At 55.1% G+C, this 18601-nt stretch carries 15 protein-coding genes and 1 tRNA gene; 9 read left to right on the top strand and 7 right to left on the bottom strand.

Going from position 1 to position 18601, the window contains the following annotated elements; translation table 11 throughout:
* Nucleotides 1–97: 97 nt before the first annotated feature.
* A complete protein-coding gene (gene mgrA / locus IP581_RS15960; protein ID WP_193820830.1) occupies nt 98–1096 on the bottom strand; it encodes an L-glyceraldehyde 3-phosphate reductase in 999 nt (332 codons plus the stop codon).
* A 173-nt stretch (nt 1097–1269) separates the two neighbouring features.
* Between mgrA and IP581_RS15955 the strand changes: the two genes are divergently transcribed.
* A complete protein-coding gene (locus IP581_RS15955) occupies nt 1270–2928 on the top strand; it encodes an alpha-keto acid decarboxylase family protein (protein ID WP_193820829.1) in 1659 nt (552 codons plus the stop codon).
* On the opposite strand, the gene IP581_RS15950 is transcribed toward IP581_RS15955, so the two are convergent.
* The gene (locus IP581_RS15950; RefSeq protein WP_193820828.1) at nt 2929–4164 is read right to left on the bottom strand and encodes an ion channel protein; all 1236 of its coding nucleotides are present in this window, start codon (nt 4162–4164) and stop codon (nt 2929–2931) included.
* A gap of 179 nt (nt 4165–4343) precedes the next feature.
* Here IP581_RS15950 and glk point away from each other — a divergent pair, with 179 nt between their 5' ends.
* Nucleotides 4344–5309, top strand: coding sequence for a glucokinase (gene glk, locus IP581_RS15945; RefSeq protein WP_020454598.1), 966 nt, complete (start codon nt 4344–4346; stop codon nt 5307–5309).
* On the opposite strand, the gene IP581_RS15940 is transcribed toward glk, so the two are convergent.
* Both IP581_RS15940 and IP581_RS15935 read right to left on the bottom strand, forming a co-directional pair.
* On the bottom strand, nt 5306–6034 hold the full coding sequence (locus tag IP581_RS15940) for a LytR/AlgR family response regulator transcription factor (protein ID WP_193820827.1): 729 nt from the start codon (nt 6032–6034) through the stop codon (nt 5306–5308). The genes glk and IP581_RS15940 overlap by 4 nt on opposite strands.
* A 12-nt stretch (nt 6035–6046) precedes the next feature.
* Nucleotides 6047–7732: a sensor histidine kinase gene (locus IP581_RS15935; RefSeq protein WP_071925212.1), complete on the bottom strand. Its 1686-nt coding sequence runs from the start codon at nt 7730–7732 to the stop codon at nt 6047–6049.
* A gap of 390 nt (nt 7733–8122) precedes the next feature.
* Between IP581_RS15935 and alaC the strand changes: the two genes are divergently transcribed.
* The gene (gene alaC / locus IP581_RS15930; protein WP_086870963.1) at nt 8123–9364 is read left to right on the top strand and encodes an alanine transaminase; all 1242 of its coding nucleotides are present in this window, start codon (nt 8123–8125) and stop codon (nt 9362–9364) included.
* Between the two features lie 86 nt (nt 9365–9450).
* Here the strand turns inward: alaC and ypdK are convergent, their stop codons facing one another.
* Complete coding sequence (gene ypdK, locus IP581_RS15925; RefSeq protein WP_099458783.1) at nt 9451–9522, bottom strand: membrane protein YpdK; 72 nt, start codon at nt 9520–9522, stop codon at nt 9451–9453.
* Between the two features lie 503 nt (nt 9523–10025).
* Between ypdK and hutI the strand changes: the two genes are divergently transcribed.
* The 5 genes from hutI (at nt 10026) to hutH (ending at nt 16375) form a co-directional block, all read left to right on the top strand.
* The gene (hutI, locus tag IP581_RS15920) at nt 10026–11252 is read left to right on the top strand and encodes an imidazolonepropionase (protein ID WP_193820826.1); all 1227 of its coding nucleotides are present in this window, start codon (nt 10026–10028) and stop codon (nt 11250–11252) included.
* Entirely contained in the window at nt 11249–12208 is a 960-nt protein-coding gene (gene hutG, locus IP581_RS15915) for a formimidoylglutamase (protein WP_193820825.1), read from the top strand. The genes hutI and hutG overlap by 4 nt, the downstream gene beginning before the upstream one ends.
* A 70-nt stretch (nt 12209–12278) precedes the next feature.
* Entirely contained in the window at nt 12279–13016 is a 738-nt protein-coding gene (locus tag IP581_RS15910; protein ID WP_193820824.1) for a histidine utilization repressor, read from the top strand.
* Between the two features lie 144 nt (nt 13017–13160).
* Entirely contained in the window at nt 13161–14852 is a 1692-nt protein-coding gene (hutU, locus tag IP581_RS15905; protein WP_086870970.1) for a urocanate hydratase, read from the top strand.
* A complete protein-coding gene (gene hutH / locus IP581_RS15900; RefSeq protein ID WP_193820823.1) occupies nt 14849–16375 on the top strand; it encodes a histidine ammonia-lyase in 1527 nt (508 codons plus the stop codon). The genes hutU and hutH overlap by 4 nt, the downstream gene beginning before the upstream one ends.
* Nucleotides 16376–16393: 18 nt before the next feature.
* On the opposite strand, the gene IP581_RS15895 is transcribed toward hutH, so the two are convergent.
* A tRNA-Arg gene (locus tag IP581_RS15895) sits at nt 16394–16468 on the bottom strand.
* Between the two features lie 75 nt (nt 16469–16543).
* Nucleotides 16544–17485, bottom strand: a complete 942-nt coding sequence (locus IP581_RS15890; protein WP_193820822.1) for a formate/nitrite transporter family protein — start codon at nt 17483–17485, stop codon at nt 16544–16546.
* Nucleotides 17486–17791: 306 nt separating this feature from the next.
* Here IP581_RS15890 and mlaA point away from each other — a divergent pair, with 306 nt between their 5' ends.
* Nucleotides 17792–18547, top strand: a complete 756-nt coding sequence (gene mlaA / locus IP581_RS15885; RefSeq protein ID WP_086870974.1) for a phospholipid-binding lipoprotein MlaA — start codon at nt 17792–17794, stop codon at nt 18545–18547.
* Nucleotides 18548–18601 lie beyond the last annotated feature (54 nt).

Raw genomic sequence — 18601 nt, 5'->3', positions numbered from 1 at the left:
AACGGCCTGTTACATCAATATTACGGGGCGGCCAAACCCCATATTATTGGCGGAACTCCTAAATCATGAATGGCAGCATTTTTTGCTAAATTTGCGGTTATTTTGCGCCACTGAGAATGGCGTCGATCTCATCACTGTCAGTGGTGGTGAAGTGGCGGTTTGCCAGCATGCCGACCGCATCGTCAAGCTGGCTGGTTTTACTGGCACCAATCAGCACCGAAGTGACACGATCGTTACGCAGTACCCAGGCCAGCGCCATCTGCGATAACTTCTGTCCGCGCCGTTCCGCCAGCGCATTCAGCGCGCGAACGGTGGTCAGCTTTTCATCCGTAAGCTGATCCGGGTTGAGAAAACGGCTGCCACTGGCGGCACGCGAATCGGGTGGAATGCCGTGCAGATAACGGTCAGTCAGTTGCCCGCCCGCCAGCGGCGAGAACGCAATACTGCCGACGCCTTTTTCCTGCAACACATCAAGCAATTCGGTTTCGACCCAGCGTTCAAACATCGAGTATTTCGGCTGGTGAATAAGACACGGTGTGCCGAGATCATTAAGCATATCGATAGCTTCACGCGCCTGCGCCGCCGGATAGTTGGAAAGCCCGACGTACAGGGCTTTGCCCTGACGCACAATATGATCCAGTGCGCGCATGGTTTCCTTCAGCGGGGTTTCGAGGTCCGGTCGGTGGTGATAGAAGATATCAACATACTCCAGACCCAAGCGGCGCAAGCTCTGGTCAAGGCTGGCAATCAAATATTTACGTGAGCCCCAGTCGCCGTATGGGCCGTCCCACATGGTATAACCGGCTTTAGTTGAGATAATCAGTTCATCGCGGTAGGGCAGGAAATCCTCCTGCAAAATCCGGCCAAAATTACGCTCTGCGGAGCCCGGCGGCGGCCCGTAGTTATTGGCCAGATCAAAATGGGTAATGCCCAGATCAAAGGCATGCCGCAACAGCTGGCGGCTGTTTTCCAGTAAGGTGGTATCGCCGAAATTGTGCCACAACCCAAGTGAAATGACCGGAAGCTTCAATCCGCTGTCGCCGCAGCGTTGGTAGTGCATCTTTTCATAGCGTGCTGGATTGGCCTGATAAACCATGCCGTTACTCCTTATTTATCAGCGTAGCGTCAGTGTATGCGTTTACATGCACTGAGCTTACACCGCCAGATGCCGTAAAGCTTGCTTTCCACTTCCTCTCAAACGCGTATCCTGGACTCTCATCACAGTTCTCCAATACTCAGGTAAGTGTCAGTATTCGGAGATGTAACGCAATGCAAAACGATTATTCAGTTGCCGACTATCTACTGGACAGGCTTGCCGGCTGCGGTATTCATCATCTTTTCGGCGTACCTGGCGACTACAATCTGCAGTTTCTTGATCACGTTATCCAGCACCCGGCGGTGCATTGGGTGGGCTGCGCCAACGAACTAAATGCCGCTTATGCCGCCGATGGTTACGGGCGTTGTCAGGGGGCAGGCGCGCTGCTGACCACCTTTGGCGTGGGGGAGTTGAGCGCGATTAACGGTGTCGCTGGCAGCTTTGCGGAATATGTACCGGTGTTGCAGATCGTTGGCGCACCCTGCCGCAGCGTACAGCAACGCGGTGAACTTCTGCATCACACACTGGGTGACGGTGATTTCAGCCATTTCTGGCGCATGTATGAACCGCTTAGCGCTGCACAGGCGGTGTTAACGGCAGAAAATGCCTGTTATGAAATCGACCGCGTGATCCGCACGATGCTCAGTGAATCCCGCCCCGGCTACCTGATGTTACCCGCCGATGTGGCAAAAATGGCGGCAACACCGCCTGTAAACGTTATCACTCCCGCATCACTTCAGCCTAACGAAGCGCGTCTGGATAGCTTTCGCCGCCGTCTACAGGCGATGCTCAGCGAAAGCCCGCGCATTGCGCTGCTGGCGGATTTTCTCGCTCATCGCTTTGGTGTACAGAAAATGTTGCAGTGCTGGATGAAGGATTCGCCCATCCCGCACGCCACGTTGCTAATGGGCAAAGGTTTGTTTGATGAAACACAGCCAGGGTTTGTCGGCACTTACAGCGGTGCCGCCAGCCCGCCTCAGGTGCGTGAGGCAATTGAGGGTGCCGATGCGGTAATTTGTGTCGGCGTGCGTTTTACGGACACCATCACCGCCGGGTTTACGCAGCAACTGCCTGTAGAGCGCACGATTGATATCCAGCCCTTTGCTGTGCGGGTAGGGGAAGAGTGGTTCAGCGGGATTGCGATGCAGGAGGCGGTCAATATCCTGATTTCTGTTTGTCGCAACAATCCTCGCTGCGTGCCCGAAGCTGTTCCCGAGCCTTCTGCCCATTCGCCGCATCACGCCGGCACGTTGAATCAGCACACATTCTGGCAAACACTGCAGGCTTTTATTCGACCCGGTGATATTTTACTGGCCGATCAGGGCACCGCCGCCTTTGGCGCCGCGTCTCTGCGCTTACCTGCCGATGTTGAAATGTTGACGCAGCCACTGTGGGGATCGATAGGTTATTGCCTGCCCGCCGCATTCGGCGCACAGACCGCCTGCCCGGAGCGGCGGGTTATTTTGCTTAGTGGCGACGGTGCCGCGCAGCTCACCATTCAGGAGCTAGGGTCGATGCTGCGTGACGGGCAGCGACCGATCATTTTATTGCTCAATAATGATGGCTACACGGTGGAGCGGGCGATCCACGGTGCGCATCAGCGTTATAACGATATTGCGCGCTGGAACTGGACCCATATTCCTCATGCCCTCAGCCATGACTGTCAGGCCGAGTGCTGGCGCGTTAGCGAAACGGTGCAACTGGCGGAGGCACTGGAAGCCGCCTCGCATCACCACCGGCTTGCGCTGATTGAGGTGATGTTGCCGCAAGCCGATTTACCGGATCTGTTGCGTGATGTCACGCATGCGCTGGAAACTCGTAACAGTGAGTAGTTACTTACTGCGCCGGGGGACAATCATCATCGGTTTTCCGGCCAGCGCTAACCAGGCGGGCAGGATCACGATACACAGCAGCGGCAACAAGGTGGTGTCCGGTACGACGACAGCTGCCAGGAACAGGCTCAGCCAGCCATCGCGCGTTACCACCAGCACCAGCCCTAAAACCGCACAAGATACGGTGACTGCTGCCGGAACGGCGTCGACATGTTCATGCAACATTAAACCTAACGCCACCCCGACAAACACCGCCGGAAATATACGCCCACCGCGAAAACCGCAGGCGGCGGCTATCACCAGCGCGGCGAGTTTTACCAGAGCAAATAACAGATAATCGGTAACGGTATAGGTATGCGCGAAGGCCAGTTGCTGCATCTCATCCAGCCCCTTGAATAAGGTAATGTGGCCGCCAATTATGCCCAGAATACCCAGCAGGAAGCCGCCAATCCCCAACGTCATCACCGGGTTATTCAGGCGATGCATGAAGTGATGCAGCCGTGGTAAACACCAGACTGCCACCATTCCCAGCGCGATAGCGAACAGCGTCACGACCGCGCCGCTAAAAATATCAACGATATGCATCTGCGGATAATGAGGAATGGGCAACGTGAAATGGGGTAGCGAAAAGAGGCTGGTGGTTAACGCGCCTGCTGCTGCAGCCATCAACGGGGCGAACAGGCGATCCCACAGTGGCACATCTTCATTGGCTTTCAGGGTTTGCGAGAAGATAAGCGCCGCCGCCACTGGCGTACCAAACAGTGCGCCGAGCGTGCCGGCCGAGGCAAGAATGGTCCAGTCCAGCGGTGCAACGCGCGGGAAAATGCGCGCGCCAAGTGCGACGGCAAGAGCGATATTCAGCACCATGACGGGTTGCTCGGGGCCAAGACTTACGCCGCCTGCCAGACCGAGGATCATTGCCAGCGCCAGCCCCGGCAGCGCGTTGACGGCAACCGGCGAGCCAATCAATGGCACGGTCGCCGGGTCCGGCCCGCCATGACCGGTGCTGAAACGGATAACCAGGCCCACAGCAACGCCGGTGAGTGTCAAAACGATCAGGATCCACAAGGGAGAATCCGGTGAGATGCCGAGCCGCCATGGCATACCGCGCCACAACACGCTCTCCAGCAGGGCGGCGATTTTCATCACCAGCGCTAAGATCAGACTCGACGCGACACCAATAATGAGCGCAGGCAGCGCCAGTAAGAGCAGCGTTCTCGCACGCGGATGGAGCATCTTTTTATCCTTGCAACGAAGCCTGGTCACTCAGGATGCAACCGGGCTGAAACCTTTAAGGTAATCTGTGATGAAGATCGATAATCCTGGGGCACTCATGATATGGTCGTTGTCGTTACAGCGCCTTGAATTTACAGTGTGCCAAAGATTTATTCTGACTTTAGCGGAGCCGTAAAAGAATGACAAAGTATGCTTTAGTGGGAGACGTGGGTGGCACGAACGCGCGCTTAGCGTTGTGTGATGTCGATAGCGGTGACATCTCCCGGGCCAAAACCTACTCCGGCCTCGATTACCCAAGCCTGGAAGACGTGGTGCGTGTCTATCTGAAAGAGCACGACGTCACGGTAGAAGACGGCTGTATCGCCATCGCCTGCCCGATCACCGGTGACTGGGTGGCAATGACCAACCACACTTGGGCGTTTTCGATTGCCGAAATGAAGAAAAACCTCGGTTTCGCCCATCTGGAAATCATTAACGATTTCACCGCCGTATCGATGGCGATCCCGATGCTCAAAGCCGAACACCTGATTCAGTTTGGTGGTTCCGCGCCGGTTGAAGGTAAACCGATCGCCGTTTACGGCGCAGGTACCGGGCTTGGTGTCTCGCACCTGGTGCATGTGGATAAGCGCTGGGTGAGCCTGCCGGGCGAGGGCGGCCACGTCGATTTCGCGCCAAACAGCGAAGAAGAGGGGATTATCCTCGAAGAGTTACGCGCGGAAATCGGTCACGTTTCGGCTGAACGTGTGCTCTCCGGTCCCGGCCTTGTTAACCTCTATCGCGCGATCGTCAAATCAGACGGGCGTCTGCCGGAAAACCTGCAACCGAAAGATGTCACTGAACGGGCGCTGGAAGATAGCTGCATTGACTGCCGTCGCGCATTATCACTGTTTTGCGTCATTATGGGGCGTTTTGGCGGCAACCTGGCGCTCAATCTCGGCACGTTCGGCGGCGTTTACATTGCCGGTGGTATTGTGCCGCGCTTCCTCGATTTCTTTACCGCTTCCGGTTTTCGCGGCGGTTTCGAGGACAAAGGGCGTTTCAAATCCTACGTCCAGGATATCCCGGTCTTTTTGATCGTGCATGATAACCCGGGGCTGTTGGGCTCTGGCGCGCATCTGCGCCAGACGCTGGGTTACGTGCTTTAAAGATTCATTAACTGACGAAACTCTTTAACTTTGCTGCGGCTGACGGGCACCTGAAACTCCAGGTCCCGCAGCCGCAAAATATAGGTGTTGTTAAACCAGGGTTCGATCTCACGGATTTTATCCAGGTTAACGCAGTAAGAGCGGTGGCAGCGAAAGAAGTGCGCCGTCGGCAGTTTGCTGCAAAACTCGGTGATATTCATCGGCATCACGTAAGATTCCCGCTTCGTATAGACGAACGTCATCTTCTCATGCGCTTCCGCGTAATAAATATCATTAATACTGGTGACGATAATGCGCTCATCTTTCACCAGGTTAATGGTCGCGTTTTCCCGTGGCTGCGGGCTGGCAACGGGGGCTGATTGCTGCTGCCAGGCCGTTTCCAGTTTTTGCAGCATGCTGATGATGCGTGACTCCTGGTACGGTTTCAGAATGTAGTCGAAGGCTTCCAGTTCAAAAGCCTCCACCGCATGCTCTTTCCAGGCAGTAATAAAGACGATAAACGGCTTATGGGCGAACTGGCTGATATTCTGCGCCAGCAATACGCCATCCAGAGAAGGGATATTAATATCGAGAAAAATGGCGTCGACTTTGTTGTGCTGTAAATACTTCAGCACGTCGAGACCATCGTCGAAAGTGCCGACAATTTCCATCTGGCTGTGCGCTTTTATAAGCCAGCTCAGCTCCTGTTGCGCCAGGATCTCATCTTCAACAATGATGACTTTCATACGGCTCTCCTGTTAAGGCAACAATGCGGCAGGCGACGGTTGGCGCTGCACAAAAAACGCGATTTCAGTGCCCGGTGTTAAACGGCGAATATGCAATCCTTCGCCATACAGCAACTTCACGCGCTGGTGAACGTTCAGCAGGCCAATTTTGTTGCCGGGCATCTCATCGGCTTCAACGCGGGCAATCATCTGCGGATCGATACCGTTGCCCGTATCGCGCACGGCGATACGCACGCGGTTGCCGCACTCTTCCACGCTGATGGTGACCACGCCTTTGCCTTTACACGGTTGAATGCCATGCACAATCGCGTTTTCAACCAGTGGCTGGATCAGCAGGCTCGGGATCACACAACTAACCTCTTCATCGATGTCATAAATCACCGTCAACTTATCGCCAAAACGGGCCTGCTCAATGGCGATATAGTCTTTGATTTGATAGAGCTCTTTTTTGATATCAATAAGCTCATCATCTTTTAATTCAATGTTATAGCGCAGGTAACGCGACAGATTAAAAATGAGCTGCCGGGCGGTGTCCGGATTCAGACGAATTGACGACGAGATAGCATTCAGGGCGTTAAACAGGAAATGCGGGTTGATCTTACTTTGCAAAGCGCGCAATTCCGCTTTGTTCGCCATCTCCCGCAGTTGTTCGGCGCGGGAAACTTCCAGTTGTGTCGAGATAATTTGCGACAAGCCAACGGCCATATCCTGTAACGACGAGGTGATCTGATGCGCGTGGCAGTAATAGATCTTCAGTGTACCGGTCACGATGCCCTGTTCACGCAGCGGGATCACCAGCATCGAGTGGATCTCCGGCGTGCGGTGGGCTTCATCATTGTTTTTAATGATGATTTCGCCGGTGTTCATCGCCTGGCGAGTGGTTGGGCTGATAATATCGTCGCTGTCGCGGTAATTATTTTCCCCGACGCCAACGTAAGCCAGCACGTGATCGGTATTGGTGATCGCCACGGCATCGGCTTTGATATCCCGGCGGATAATGTCACACACTTTGCGCAGGGACTCGCTATTCACATTCCGGAACAGCGGTAACGTTTTATTGGCAATATCCAGCGCCAGCTTCGCCTGACGACCGGCAATCGCCTCTTTTTCCCCTTCCACGCTTTGCACCAGCAGCACAATAAAGCCGATACAGACGCTGCCGAGGATCATCGGCACGCCAATTTTGGAGACAATATCCAGGCCGAGCGCGGTAGTCGGTGCCCACAGCACCACCAGCGTCATGGTCAGGCTTTCGCAAATCATGCCGCCGATAATGCCCACGCGCCAGTGCTGCGCTTTCGGAACCTTGCGGTTAATCATCCCGGACATCACGCCGGCAATAATGCTGGTAATAAAACAGGGGATCGCCGTCACGCCGCCAATATCGATCAGATAGCGGTGCACCCCGGCAATCACGCCGGTGATAATGCCGACCCACGGGCCGAACAAAATCCCGCCAGACATCACCGCGATGATACGCACATTAACCAGCGAGCCTTCCACCGGCACACCGGACCAGGTACTGAACAGGGCAAACATTGAGAATATGGCCGTCACGCCCAGCAGCTCTTTTGGCGAGTGCGCCGTTTTATGCAGCAGTTCGCGGAACAGGCGGATGCGGATCAAGAAAAACAGGCAGATCAGCATGAGCGCCGCTCGGTCAAAAACGGCCAGCAACATGTCGAATATTTCGTGCACGGGGGACTCATATGAATAGCGTCAAAAAGCTATGATAAAAAACCCCGGCGCAGATGACCAGCCGCAGTATTCATTCGCTGAATGGGGAAAGACCACTTTTCCAAAAGGGGATTGAAAAGAGCCGAAAGAAGCGACGCGATATTGTGCTAATTGGTGAATTTATAAGGTAATTTTATCTTTATTTTATTGTTAAAATATATGATGGTTTTTTCTATAAGAGGATAATTAAGCTTTCCTTATCATAAATTAAACTTCCTCTTTTATGGCGTTGCGTTATTTTTGCGCTTACCCCTCGACAGCGAGATTTTTTTCGGGCTATGTTCTAAGCACGCCGCAAATGTGGCGACGTCGCTCGGACGGTCCGGGCGCTAACGTTACTCCGAGGAATCTATGGCTGACTTCAGTCCTGAACGCCGTTTTACGCGTATCGATCGTCTCCCCCCGTATGTTTTTAATATTACCGCTGAACTGAAAATGGCTGCGCGACGCCGCGGCGAAGATATTATTGATTTCAGTATGGGCAACCCGGATGGCGCGACGCCACCGCACATCGTTGAGAAACTCTGTACCGTAGCACAACGCCCGGATACGCACGGTTACTCCACGTCGCGCGGCATTCCGCGTCTGCGCCGGGCGATTTCCCGCTGGTATCAGGATCGTTATCAAGTGGATATTGATCCGGAAACCGAAGCGATTGTCACCATTGGTTCGAAAGAGGGGCTGGCGCATCTGATGCTGGCGACGCTGGATCACGGTGATACCGTGCTGGTGCCGAACCCGAGTTACCCGATTCATATTTACGGTGCGGTGATTGCGGGAGCGCAGGTGCGTTCTGTACCGCTGGTGGAAGGTGTCGACTTCTTTAATGAACTGGAGCGCGCGATCCGCGAAAGCTACCCGAAGCCGAAAATGATGATTTTAGGCTTCCCGTCTAACCCGACAGCGCAGTGCGTTGAACTGGAGTTCTTCGAAAAAGTGGTCGCGCTGGCAAAACGCTACGATGTGCTGGTTGTTCACGACCTGGCCTACGCCGACATTGTGTACGATGGCTGGAAAGCGCCGTCGATCATGCAAGTGCCGGGCGCGCGCGATGTCGCCGTTGAGTTCTTCACCTTGTCGAAAAGTTACAATATGGCGGGCTGGCGTATCGGTTTTATGGTCGGTAACCCGGTGCTGGTCAACGCGCTGGCGCGTATCAAAAGTTATCACGACTACGGCACCTTTACGCCGCTACAGGTGGCTGCGATTGCCGCGCTGGAAGGGGATCAGCAGTGTGTGCGCGATATTGCCGCTCAGTATAAACGCCGTCGCGATGTGCTGGTGAAAGGGCTGCATGAAGCAGGATGGATGGTAGAAATGCCGAAAGCGTCAATGTACGTATGGGCGAAAATCCCTGAACCGTACGCGGCGATGGGCTCGCTGGAGTTTGCCAAAAAGCTGCTGAAAGAGGCGAAAGTCTGCGTTTCGCCAGGCATCGGTTTTGGGGATTACGGCGATACGCATGTGCGTTTCGCGCTGATTGAGAACCGCGATCGTATCCGTCAGGCGGTGCGTGGTATTAAGGCCATGTTCCGCGCCGATGGGCTACTTCCTGCAGCGCAAAAGAGCGCGGCGGAAGATCTGGAACCGTAACTGTGCCTTCTCCGCCCGCCAGGTCGGCGGGCAAAACAAAAAAGGAGCCTTTTGGCTCCTTTTTTGTACAGCACGATATGCTCAGGTTAGATCATCAGGGCGAATGTGCCGGCCCACACAATAACCATCACCGAAATGCCCATAAAGAAATATTTCACGTTCATCGCTCCGCACACCTAAGTATGCATTCATGACCATTCAGGACTGAGTATAGAGAGGTGAAACTACGCCACATCGAAAATGAGAATTATCTCTATTTCGGCCACAGCTCCATCTCAGAATTTCGGGTGAATTCCTCACCAAACGGGGCTAATGTACGCTTAATTTTCAGGCCTTACAAGAGCCTTTTTTCTATTTAATTTTAGTGACTTACAATGTGTCGGGCTTTGGCGACACAATACTTTCACTGCTAAATAAATAGCCATTGAGCGACGATAAAAATGGCCTGCTGAAACGGTTCATTTCCGCTTGAATTATAAGGCTAATTTTTTGAAGCAGGTCACAAATCGCTCACATCAAGACCAATGTGCCTTTGCGATGGCTTGTACTGAACCCGCTCAAAAAAGTGGATGAATGTGCAACCAGGGCGACAGGTTATGCGGGTTGACAATCCATTCATTATGCAAATAAATGTCTATACAACCCATGACAAGCAAAACCGATGACTGATTTTACCTCTGCCGATCGAATCTGGCGCAACGCGCGCCTTGCAACAATGGATCCTTCTCAGCCAAAGCCTTACGGTTTACTGGAAAAGCATGCGCTTATTGTGCGCGACGGGCGCATCCACGCTGTGGTGCCGGATGCTGAGCTACCCGCGAGGATACCCAACTGTGTTGATGTTGCCGGACGGCTGATAACGCCCGGTTTAATCGACTGCCACACCCATCTTATTTTTGGCGGCAACCGTGCGCAGGAGTGGGAGCGGCGGCTGAATGGCGTGTCTTACCAGCAGATTAGCGCCGAGGGCGGCGGTATCAATGCCACCGTGCAGGCCACCCGACAGAGTAGCGAAGCGGAGCTGATGAGACTCGCAGAGCAGCGATTACAACGGTTGATCAATGAAGGCGTGACGACCATTGAGATCAAATCCGGGTACGGTCTGGATCTCGAAAACGAAGAGAAAATGCTGCGTGTTGCCGGTCTGCTCGCGCAACAACAGCCGGTGGAGATCAGCCGTACGCTCCTTGCTGCGCATGCCACGCCGCCAGAATATAAAAGCCGCAGCGACGAATACATTGCGCTGGTGTGTGAAACGATCCTGCCTGCGCTGTGGAAAAAAGGGTTGTTTGAGGCGGTAGATGCTTTTTGCGAAAACGTCGGCTTTAGCCCGGCGCAAACCGAACGGGTATTTCTTGCGGCGCGTGAATTGGGCATCCCGGTAAAAGGCCATGTTGAGCAACTATCCTCCCTTGGCGGCGCGCAACTGGTGAGCCGCTATCGTGGGCTTTCTGCCGATCATATTGAGTATTTAAACGCAGAAGGGGTGGACGCGATGCGCGCGAGCGGCACGGTGGCGGTGTTGCTCCCCGGCGCGTTTTATTTTCTTAATGAAACGCAAAAACCACCGGTTGAACTGCTACGCCAGCAACATGTTCCCATGGCGCTTGCCACCGACTACAACCCGGGCACCAGCCCGTTCGCCAGCCTGCACCTGGCGATGAATATGGCCTGTGTCAAATTCGGCCTGACGCCGGAAGAAGCATGGGCAGGCGTGACCCGACATGCCGCGCAAGCGCTCGGTCGCCAGCAGACGCACGGGCAACTGGCCGCAGGGTTTATGGCCGATTTTATTGTCTGGGATGCTGAGCACCCGGTGGAGATGGTCTATGAACCTGGCCGCAACCCACTCTATCAGCGCATTTTCCGTGGTGAGGTAAGCGTATGACTCTCTGGCATCCGGTTGAGCCGACTGTCTGGCAGGGACGTGATGACAGCGCAGAAGCGGCAAATGCGCTGCGCGTTTTTCAGACCATTGCCAGCCCAGGTGATTTCTCACCGCAGCAACATCGTGGAAAAGTCGCGTTGCTGGGTTTCGAGTGCGACGAAGGGGTAAAACGCAATCAGGGACGCGCGGGTGCCGCGCAGGGGCCCGACGTGCTGCGTAAAGCGCTGGCCGGAATGGCAAGCCAGCCGGGGCACGGGCAACTGGTGGAGATGGGCAACATCCGCGCACTGCCAGATAAGCTGGAGGAGGCGCAGCAGGCGCTGCATGATGCGCTACTGGCATGCCAGCGATCGCGTATGCGCACGCTGGTGTTTGGCGGCGGTCATGAAACGGCGTTTGCGCACGGTTGCGCCATTCTCGATGCCTTTCCCAATGAGCGTATCGGGATTATCAACCTGGATGCGCATCTCGATTTGCGCCACGCTCAACGTGCCAGTTCCGGGACACCGTTTCGCCAGTTGGCACTGCACTGCGAAGCGCAACAGCGCGGTTTTCACTATAGCTGCATTGGCGCGAGTGTCGCGGCGAACACCCAGGCGTTATGGGATGAAGCCGCAAACCGCAACGTTACGGTGATTGACGATCTTGCCGTGTTGCATGCTTATGATGATCGGGTCATGCCGGAAATCGCACGCAACATAGCCAGTTACGATCGTCTCTATCTGACTATCGATCTCGATGTACTGCCCGCCTGGGAGATGCCCGCCGTTTCCGCGCCCGCAGCGCTGGGCATTCCGCTGGCATTGTTATTGCGTATTGTTGAACCATTGTGCCGCAGCGGCAAACTTCAGGCGGTGGATCTGGTGGAATATAATCCGCTGTTTGACCTCCAGGGGGCAGGTGCCAAAGTGGCGGCACGGCTGGCATGGCAGATTTTGCACTGGTGGCGCGGGTGATCGTCGCTCGTTAAATCAGGTTATACTCGCCGGCTGGCGCTTCATTCACAACATAAGGAACACGCGCACTATGTTTTCGTCTCGTCCCCGTTCGGCATCCGCCAGTGCGCCGGTGCCCTTTTATGAAAAAGTGAAGCAGGCTATCAGCGAGAAGATCTACGACGGTACGTGGCGGCCGCACGATCGCATCCCTTCGGAAGCGGAGCTGGTGGCGCAGTTTGGTTTCAGCCGTATGACCATTAACCGAGCCGTGCGTGAGTTAACGGACGAGGGGCTGCTGGTACGCTTACAGGGCGTCGGTACGTTTGTCGCTGAGCCAAAAGGCCAATCGGCGCTGTTTGAAATCCGTAGCATTGCCGATGAAATTACTGCTCGTCATCACCAGCACCGCTGCGAGGTGTTACTACTGGAAGAGACGCGCGCCGATTTTACCCAGGCCGCTGCGCTGGAGGTGGAAGAGGGAGCGCGTATTTTCCATTCCCGCATGGTGCATTACGAAAACGATATCCCGGTGCAGATTGAAGATCGCAGCGTCAATGCCGCCGTGGTGCCTGACTATTTACAGCAGGATTACACCATCACGACGCCGCATGCCTATTTGTCGCTGATTGCGCCACTCACCGAAGGGGAGCATATCGTCGAGGCGGTAAGTGCTTCGGCTGAAGAGTGTCGCCTGTTGCATATCAACGAGCGCGATCCCTGCCTGCTTATTCGCCGCCGTACGTGGTCAACCTCGCATATTGTCTCCCACGCCAGCCTGCTTTTTCCGGGTAGCCGTTACCGTTTACAGGGCCATTTCGGCTCCTGATCGCTCGCGTCAGCAAAAGCGTGATTGCTGGCGCACTATAACAAAATTGTATCTTTTTTGTTAAATCCATACTTGCGTGATGCAATTGTATAGACAAGTATAGGTGTTTACATATCCAGGACATTTCCGCAGGAGAAAACACCGATGCCGCATACCCTCCATCGCCAGCAAACTGTTCGCGCCCCCAGAGGCACGCAACTGAATGCGAAAAGCTGGCTCACCGAAGCGCCGTTGCGCATGCTGATGAATAACCTCGATCCCGAAGTGGCCGAAAACCCGAACGCGCTGGTGGTGTATGGTGGCATCGGGCGCGCGGCGCGCGACTGGGAGTGCTTTGACGCTATTGTTGCGGCGCTGAAAAAGCTGGAGCATGACGAAACGCTGCTGGTGCAGTCCGGCAAACCGGTGGGGGTATTTAAAACCCACGATAACGCGCCGCGCGTGCTGATTGCGAATTCCAACCTTGTACCGCACTGGGCCAACTGGGAACACTTTAACGATCTGGATGCTAAAGGGCTGGCGATGTACGGTCAGATGACTGCCGGAAGCTGGATCTACATTGGCAGCCAGGGGATTGTGCAGGGCACGTATGAAACCTTTGTTGAAGCCGGTCGCCAGCATTATCAGGGGGATCTGCAAGGGCGCTGGGTGTTAACCGCCGGGCTTGGTGGTATGGGCGGTGCGCAACCGCTGGCGGCGACGCTGGCTGGCGCCTGTTCGCTGAATATTGAGTGCCAGCAAAGCCGCATCGATTTTCGTCTGCGCACACGTTATGTCGATGAACAAGCCACTTCGTTGGACGACGCGCTGGCACGCATTGAAAAGTACACCGCTGCTGGCAAAGCGGTCTCTGTCGCGCTGTGCGGCAACGCGGCTGAGATCCTGCCTGAGCTGGTGAAACGCGGTGTGCGCCCGGATCTGGTCACCGATCAAACCAGCGCACACGATCCGCTGCATGGTTACCTGCCAAAAGGCTGGACGTGGGAAGAGTACCAGCACAAAGCGGGATCCGACCCGCAGGGCACAGTGCAAGCCGCTAAACAGAGTATGGCTGAGCACGTCAGCGCTATGCTGGCGTTCAGTGAAATGGGCGTGCCGACTTTTGATTACGGCAACAACATTCGCCAGATGGCGAAAGAGATGGGCGTCAATAATGCTTTTGACTTCCCGGGGTTTGTCCCGGCCTATATTCGACCGCTGTTTTGCCGTGGCATCGGCCCGTTTCGCTGGGTGGCGCTTTCCGGCGATCCGCAGGATATCTATAAAACCGACGCCAAAGTGAAAGCGATTATTCAGCACGACAAGCACCTGCACCACTGGCTGGATATGGCGCGCGAACGCATTAGCTTCCAGGGATTACCGGCGCGTATTTGCTGGGTAGGGCTTGAGTGGCGGCAAAAACTGGGGCTGGCGTTTAACGAGATGGTACGCACTGGTGAAGTCTCCGCGCCGATTGTGATTGGTCGCGACCATCTTGATTCTGGTTCGGTGGCAAGCCCAAACCGTGAAACCGAAGCAATGCGCGATGGTTCTGATGCCGTATCGGACTGGCCGCTGCTTAACGCGCTGCTGAATACTGCCAGCGGCGCGACCTGGGTCTCGCTGCATCACGGTGGCGGTGTGGGGATGGGTTTTTCCCAGCATGCGGGGATGGTAATTGTCTGTGATGGCACAGATGAAGCGGCAGCACGCATTGCACGCGTGCTGCATAACGACCCGGCAACGGGTGTTATGCGCCACGCTGACGCCGGGTATGAGATTGCGATTGAGTGCGCCGCAGAGCAGGGGCTCAATCTTCCGATGGTTGCTGCAACGCAGGGGCAGGGCAAAGCATGAAAAATTTCACCCTTATTCCGGGCCAACTCACCCTCGCGCAGCTGCGCGAAATCTACAGCCAGCCTATTCATCTGTCGCTGGATGATGGCGCGTTTGCGGCCATTAATGAGAGCGTTGCCTGCGTCAACACGATTATGGCGGAAGGTCGCACCGCGTATGGCATCAATACGGGCTTCGGATTGCTGGCGCAAACGCGCATCGCGACGGAAGATTTGGAGAATTTGCAACGCTCGCTGGTGCTTTCTCATGCCGCAGGCGTTGGCGAGCCGCTGGATGACGCGCTGGTTCGCTTAGTGATGGTGCTGAAGATCAACAGCCTGGCACGCGGTTTTTCCGGTATTCGCCTGCAGGTGATCCAGATGCTGGTGGCGATGGTTAACGCGGAGGTTTATCCGTGGATCCCGGCGAAAGGCTCGGTGGGCGCATCTGGCGATCTGGCGCCGCTGGCGCATATGTCGCTGACGCTGCTCGGCGAAGGAAAAGCGCGCTGGCAGGGTGAATGGTTACCGGCGAGTGAAGCGTTGAAAAATGCTGGCCTTGCGCCAATCACGCTGGCGGCGAAAGAGGGGCTGGCGCTGCTGAACGGTACGCAAACCTCCACCGCATTTGCTTTGCGCGGCCTGTTTGAAGCCGAAGATCTGTTCGCATCCGCCGTGGTTTGCGGTGCGCTGACCACTGAGGCGGCGCTCGGTTCGCGTCGTCCCTTCGATGCGCGAATTCATGACGTTCGCGGCCAGCGCGGGCAGATTGACGCGGCGGCGTTATATCGCCATGTATTAACCGATGACAGCGCTATTTCTCAGTCTCACCACAACTGCAATAAAGTGCAGGATCCTTACTCCCTGCGCTGTCAGCCGCAGGTGATGGGCGCGTGCCTGACGCAACTGCGTTTTGCCGCAGAAGTGCTGTTAACCGAAGCGAATGCGGTTTCCGATAACCCGCTGGTTTTTGCCGCTGAAAATGACGTGATCTCCGGGGGGAATTTCCATGCAGAGCCGGTGGCGATGGCCGCAGATAATATTGCGCTGGCGATTGCCGAGATAGGTTCGCTTGCCGAGCGCCGCATTGCCCTGCTGATGGACAGCCATATGTCGCAACTGCCGCCGTTCCTGGTGAAAAATGGCGGTGTTAACTCTGGCTTTATGATTGCCCAGGTCACCGCGGCGGCGCTGGCAAGTGAGAACAAAGCGTTATCGCATCCGCACAGCGTGGACAGTTTGCCCACTTCGGCAAATCAGGAAGATCACGTTTCTATGGCACCGGCTGCCGGGCGTCGCCTGTGGGAGATGGCGGCGAACACGCGTGGCGTCATTGCCGTTGAGTGGCTGGCCGCCTGCCAGGGGCTGGATATGCGCGAAGGCTTAACCAGCAGTCCGCCGCTGGAACAGGCACGCCGACTGCTGCGCGAGCAGGTTGCGCACTATGAGAAAGATCGTTATTTCGCGCCGGATATTGAACGTGCCATCGCGCTGCTGGCGGAACGCCATCTGACAACCTTGTTGTCGGGAATTGTGTCTTATTGAAGAAGTGAGAGGCATTGATGGTGTCCCCTGCAGGAATCGAACCTGCAACTAGCCCTTAGGAGGGGCTCGTTATATCCATTTAACTAAGGGGACAAGGCGGCAGGAGTATAACGTTATTTACGTCTCGCGTTAAGCTCACAGGCCGCCAAGTGATTAAACTGTGGCCGTTTATGCCTCTTTTTCTGCGCCGTCGCGTTGCTGTTTTTGCTCGTCGGCGCGGGCTTTTGTTTCGGCTTTACGCGCATTGATCATATCGTTACGGATCTGTGCGTGACTGAGCAGGGCAAAAATAAACGTGCCGCCGCAAATATTCCCGGCGAGTGTCGGCAGGGCGAATGGCCAGATAAATTCGCTCCAGTGCAGCGTACCGTTAAACACCAGATAGAAAATCTCTACGGCGCCGACCACGATATGCGTGGTGTCGGCCAGCGCGATAAGCCAGGTCATTAAGATGATCACCACAATTTTCGCCGCGCCTGCCGCCGGGAACATCCACACCATGGTGGCGATGATCCAACCGGAGATAATGGCGTTAGAGAACATCTCCAGCGGCGTATTCTTCATTACCTCCATGCCGATTTTGACAAACGCATCGCGGGTGGTTTCATCGAATATGGGCATATACTCAAATGCCCAGGCCGCGATGCCAGTACCAACAAGGTTTCCCAACAGCACCACGCTCCATAAGCGCGTCATCAGGCCAAAGTTGACCCAACTGGGTTTTTGCATCACTGGCAATACGGCCGTGACGGTGTTTTCGGTAAACAGTTGCTGGCGCGCCATGATGACAATAATAAAGCCAAAGGTGTAACCGAGGTTCTCCAGCAGAAAACCGCCGGGAACGCCGTCGAGCTGTACGTGGAAAATCCCTTTTGCCAGCAGCGATGCACTCATCGACAGGCCTGCGGCTATGGCTGACCAGAACAGCGCCATCGCATCGCGTTCCAGCTCTTTTTCGCCGTCCTGGCGAATATGTTCATGAATCGCCATGGCGCGTGAGGGCAGGCGCTCTTCATCGAGCTCTATTTTCTTCCCGCTCTTCTTCTCGTCGCTTTCCACTTGTATGTCATCGCTGTGTTTGTCGAGCTTCTCTTCTTTAATATTGTCCACGATGGTCTCGCTTGGTAATGGCGGCAAAATTTAAGCGTAGCGGTTTTCACGCTTATTCCGTGACGGCATCGTCCTAAATTGCGCGAAAAGCAATAATGGCAATACGATATTGAGGAAGTTTGTATAGAATTGTTAACGAGCCGTAAAGGTGAGTTCGGTTAGGCTGAGTGCGATTCGTTCGCTACATGGACATCAGAATACGTGCTGATACAATGCGTTGCGCATTGTCTGCGCAAAACGGATTTCCGCGTTTGCGTTATTCAAAAATGGCATTCAGCGACGACCATTTTCTTCAGGGAGACACCTATGAAATTCCGCCTGTCGGCGCTTGCGCTGGCTACCACTGTACTGGTCGGTTGTGCCAGTTCCGGTAAAGATTCGCAGGGACGTTCAGACCCGCTGGAAGGGTTCAACCGCACCATGTACAGTTTCAACTTCAATGTTCTGGACCCGTATGTTGTCAGGCCTGTTGCCGTTGTCTGGCGTGATTACGTGCCGCAGCCCGCGCGAAATGGCCTGAGCAACTTCACCAGCAACCTTGAAGAACCGGCGGTGATGGTGAACTTCTTCTTACAAGGCGATCCGTACCAGGGGATGGTTCACTTTACGCGCTTCTTCCTGAACACCCTGCTGGGGATGGGCGGTCTGATGGATGTCGCCGGTGCGGCGAACCCGAAATTGCAGCGCGTTGAGCCACACCGTTTCGGTAGCACGCTGGGGCATTACGGCATAGGTTATGGCCCTTATATGCAACTGCCGTTCTATGGCAGTTTCACGCTGCGTGAAGATGGTGGTGATATGGCCGATACGCTCTATCCGGTGCTGTCGTGGCTGACATGGCCGCTGTCGGTGGGTAAATGGACGGTGGAAGGCATCGAATCGCGCGCGCAACTGCTGGATTCAGATGGCCTGCTGCGCCAGTCTTCCGATCCGTATATTCTGGTGCGTGAAGCCTACTTCCAGCGCCACGACTTTATTGCCAACGGCGGTAAGCTGAAACCGCAGGAAAACCCGAACGCGCAGGCGATCGAGGGTGATTTGAAAGACATTGATTCTGAGTAAGCGAAGCAAATAAAAAAGGTGAGCACGGCGCTCACCTTTTTTTATGCCTGATGG

The organism is Kosakonia pseudosacchari, from assembly GCF_015167415.1.
GTDB classification, from domain to species: domain Bacteria; phylum Pseudomonadota; class Gammaproteobacteria; order Enterobacterales; family Enterobacteriaceae; genus Kosakonia; species Kosakonia pseudosacchari.
The sequence above is the reverse complement of the archived record's forward strand: the minus strand, read 5'-3'. Positions and strand labels throughout refer to the sequence as shown.

What these genes read in the sequence shown, in the direction of transcription:
- hutH (WP_193820823.1), top strand. Translation starts at nt 14,849, where the DNA reads ATGAAAAATTTCACCCTTATTCCGGGCCAACTCACCCTCGCGCAGCTG.
- mgrA (WP_193820830.1), bottom strand. Translation starts at nt 1,096, where the DNA reads ATGGTTTATCAGGCCAATCCAGCACGCTATGAAAAGATGCACTACCAA.
- IP581_RS15955 (WP_193820829.1), top strand. Translation starts at nt 1,270, where the DNA reads ATGCAAAACGATTATTCAGTTGCCGACTATCTACTGGACAGGCTTGCC.
- glk (WP_020454598.1), top strand. Translation starts at nt 4,344, where the DNA reads ATGACAAAGTATGCTTTAGTGGGAGACGTGGGTGGCACGAACGCGCGC.
- hutI (WP_193820826.1), top strand. Translation starts at nt 10,026, where the DNA reads ATGACTGATTTTACCTCTGCCGATCGAATCTGGCGCAACGCGCGCCTT.
- IP581_RS15910 (WP_193820824.1), top strand. Translation starts at nt 12,279, where the DNA reads ATGTTTTCGTCTCGTCCCCGTTCGGCATCCGCCAGTGCGCCGGTGCCC.
- alaC (WP_086870963.1), top strand. Translation starts at nt 8,123, where the DNA reads ATGGCTGACTTCAGTCCTGAACGCCGTTTTACGCGTATCGATCGTCTC.
- mlaA (WP_086870974.1), top strand. Translation starts at nt 17,792, where the DNA reads ATGAAATTCCGCCTGTCGGCGCTTGCGCTGGCTACCACTGTACTGGTC.
- hutG (WP_193820825.1), top strand. Translation starts at nt 11,249, where the DNA reads ATGACTCTCTGGCATCCGGTTGAGCCGACTGTCTGGCAGGGACGTGAT.
- IP581_RS15940 (WP_193820827.1), bottom strand. Translation starts at nt 6,034, where the DNA reads ATGAAAGTCATCATTGTTGAAGATGAGATCCTGGCGCAACAGGAGCTG.
- IP581_RS15950 (WP_193820828.1), bottom strand. Translation starts at nt 4,164, where the DNA reads ATGCTCCATCCGCGTGCGAGAACGCTGCTCTTACTGGCGCTGCCTGCG.
- hutU (WP_086870970.1), top strand. Translation starts at nt 13,161, where the DNA reads ATGCCGCATACCCTCCATCGCCAGCAAACTGTTCGCGCCCCCAGAGGC.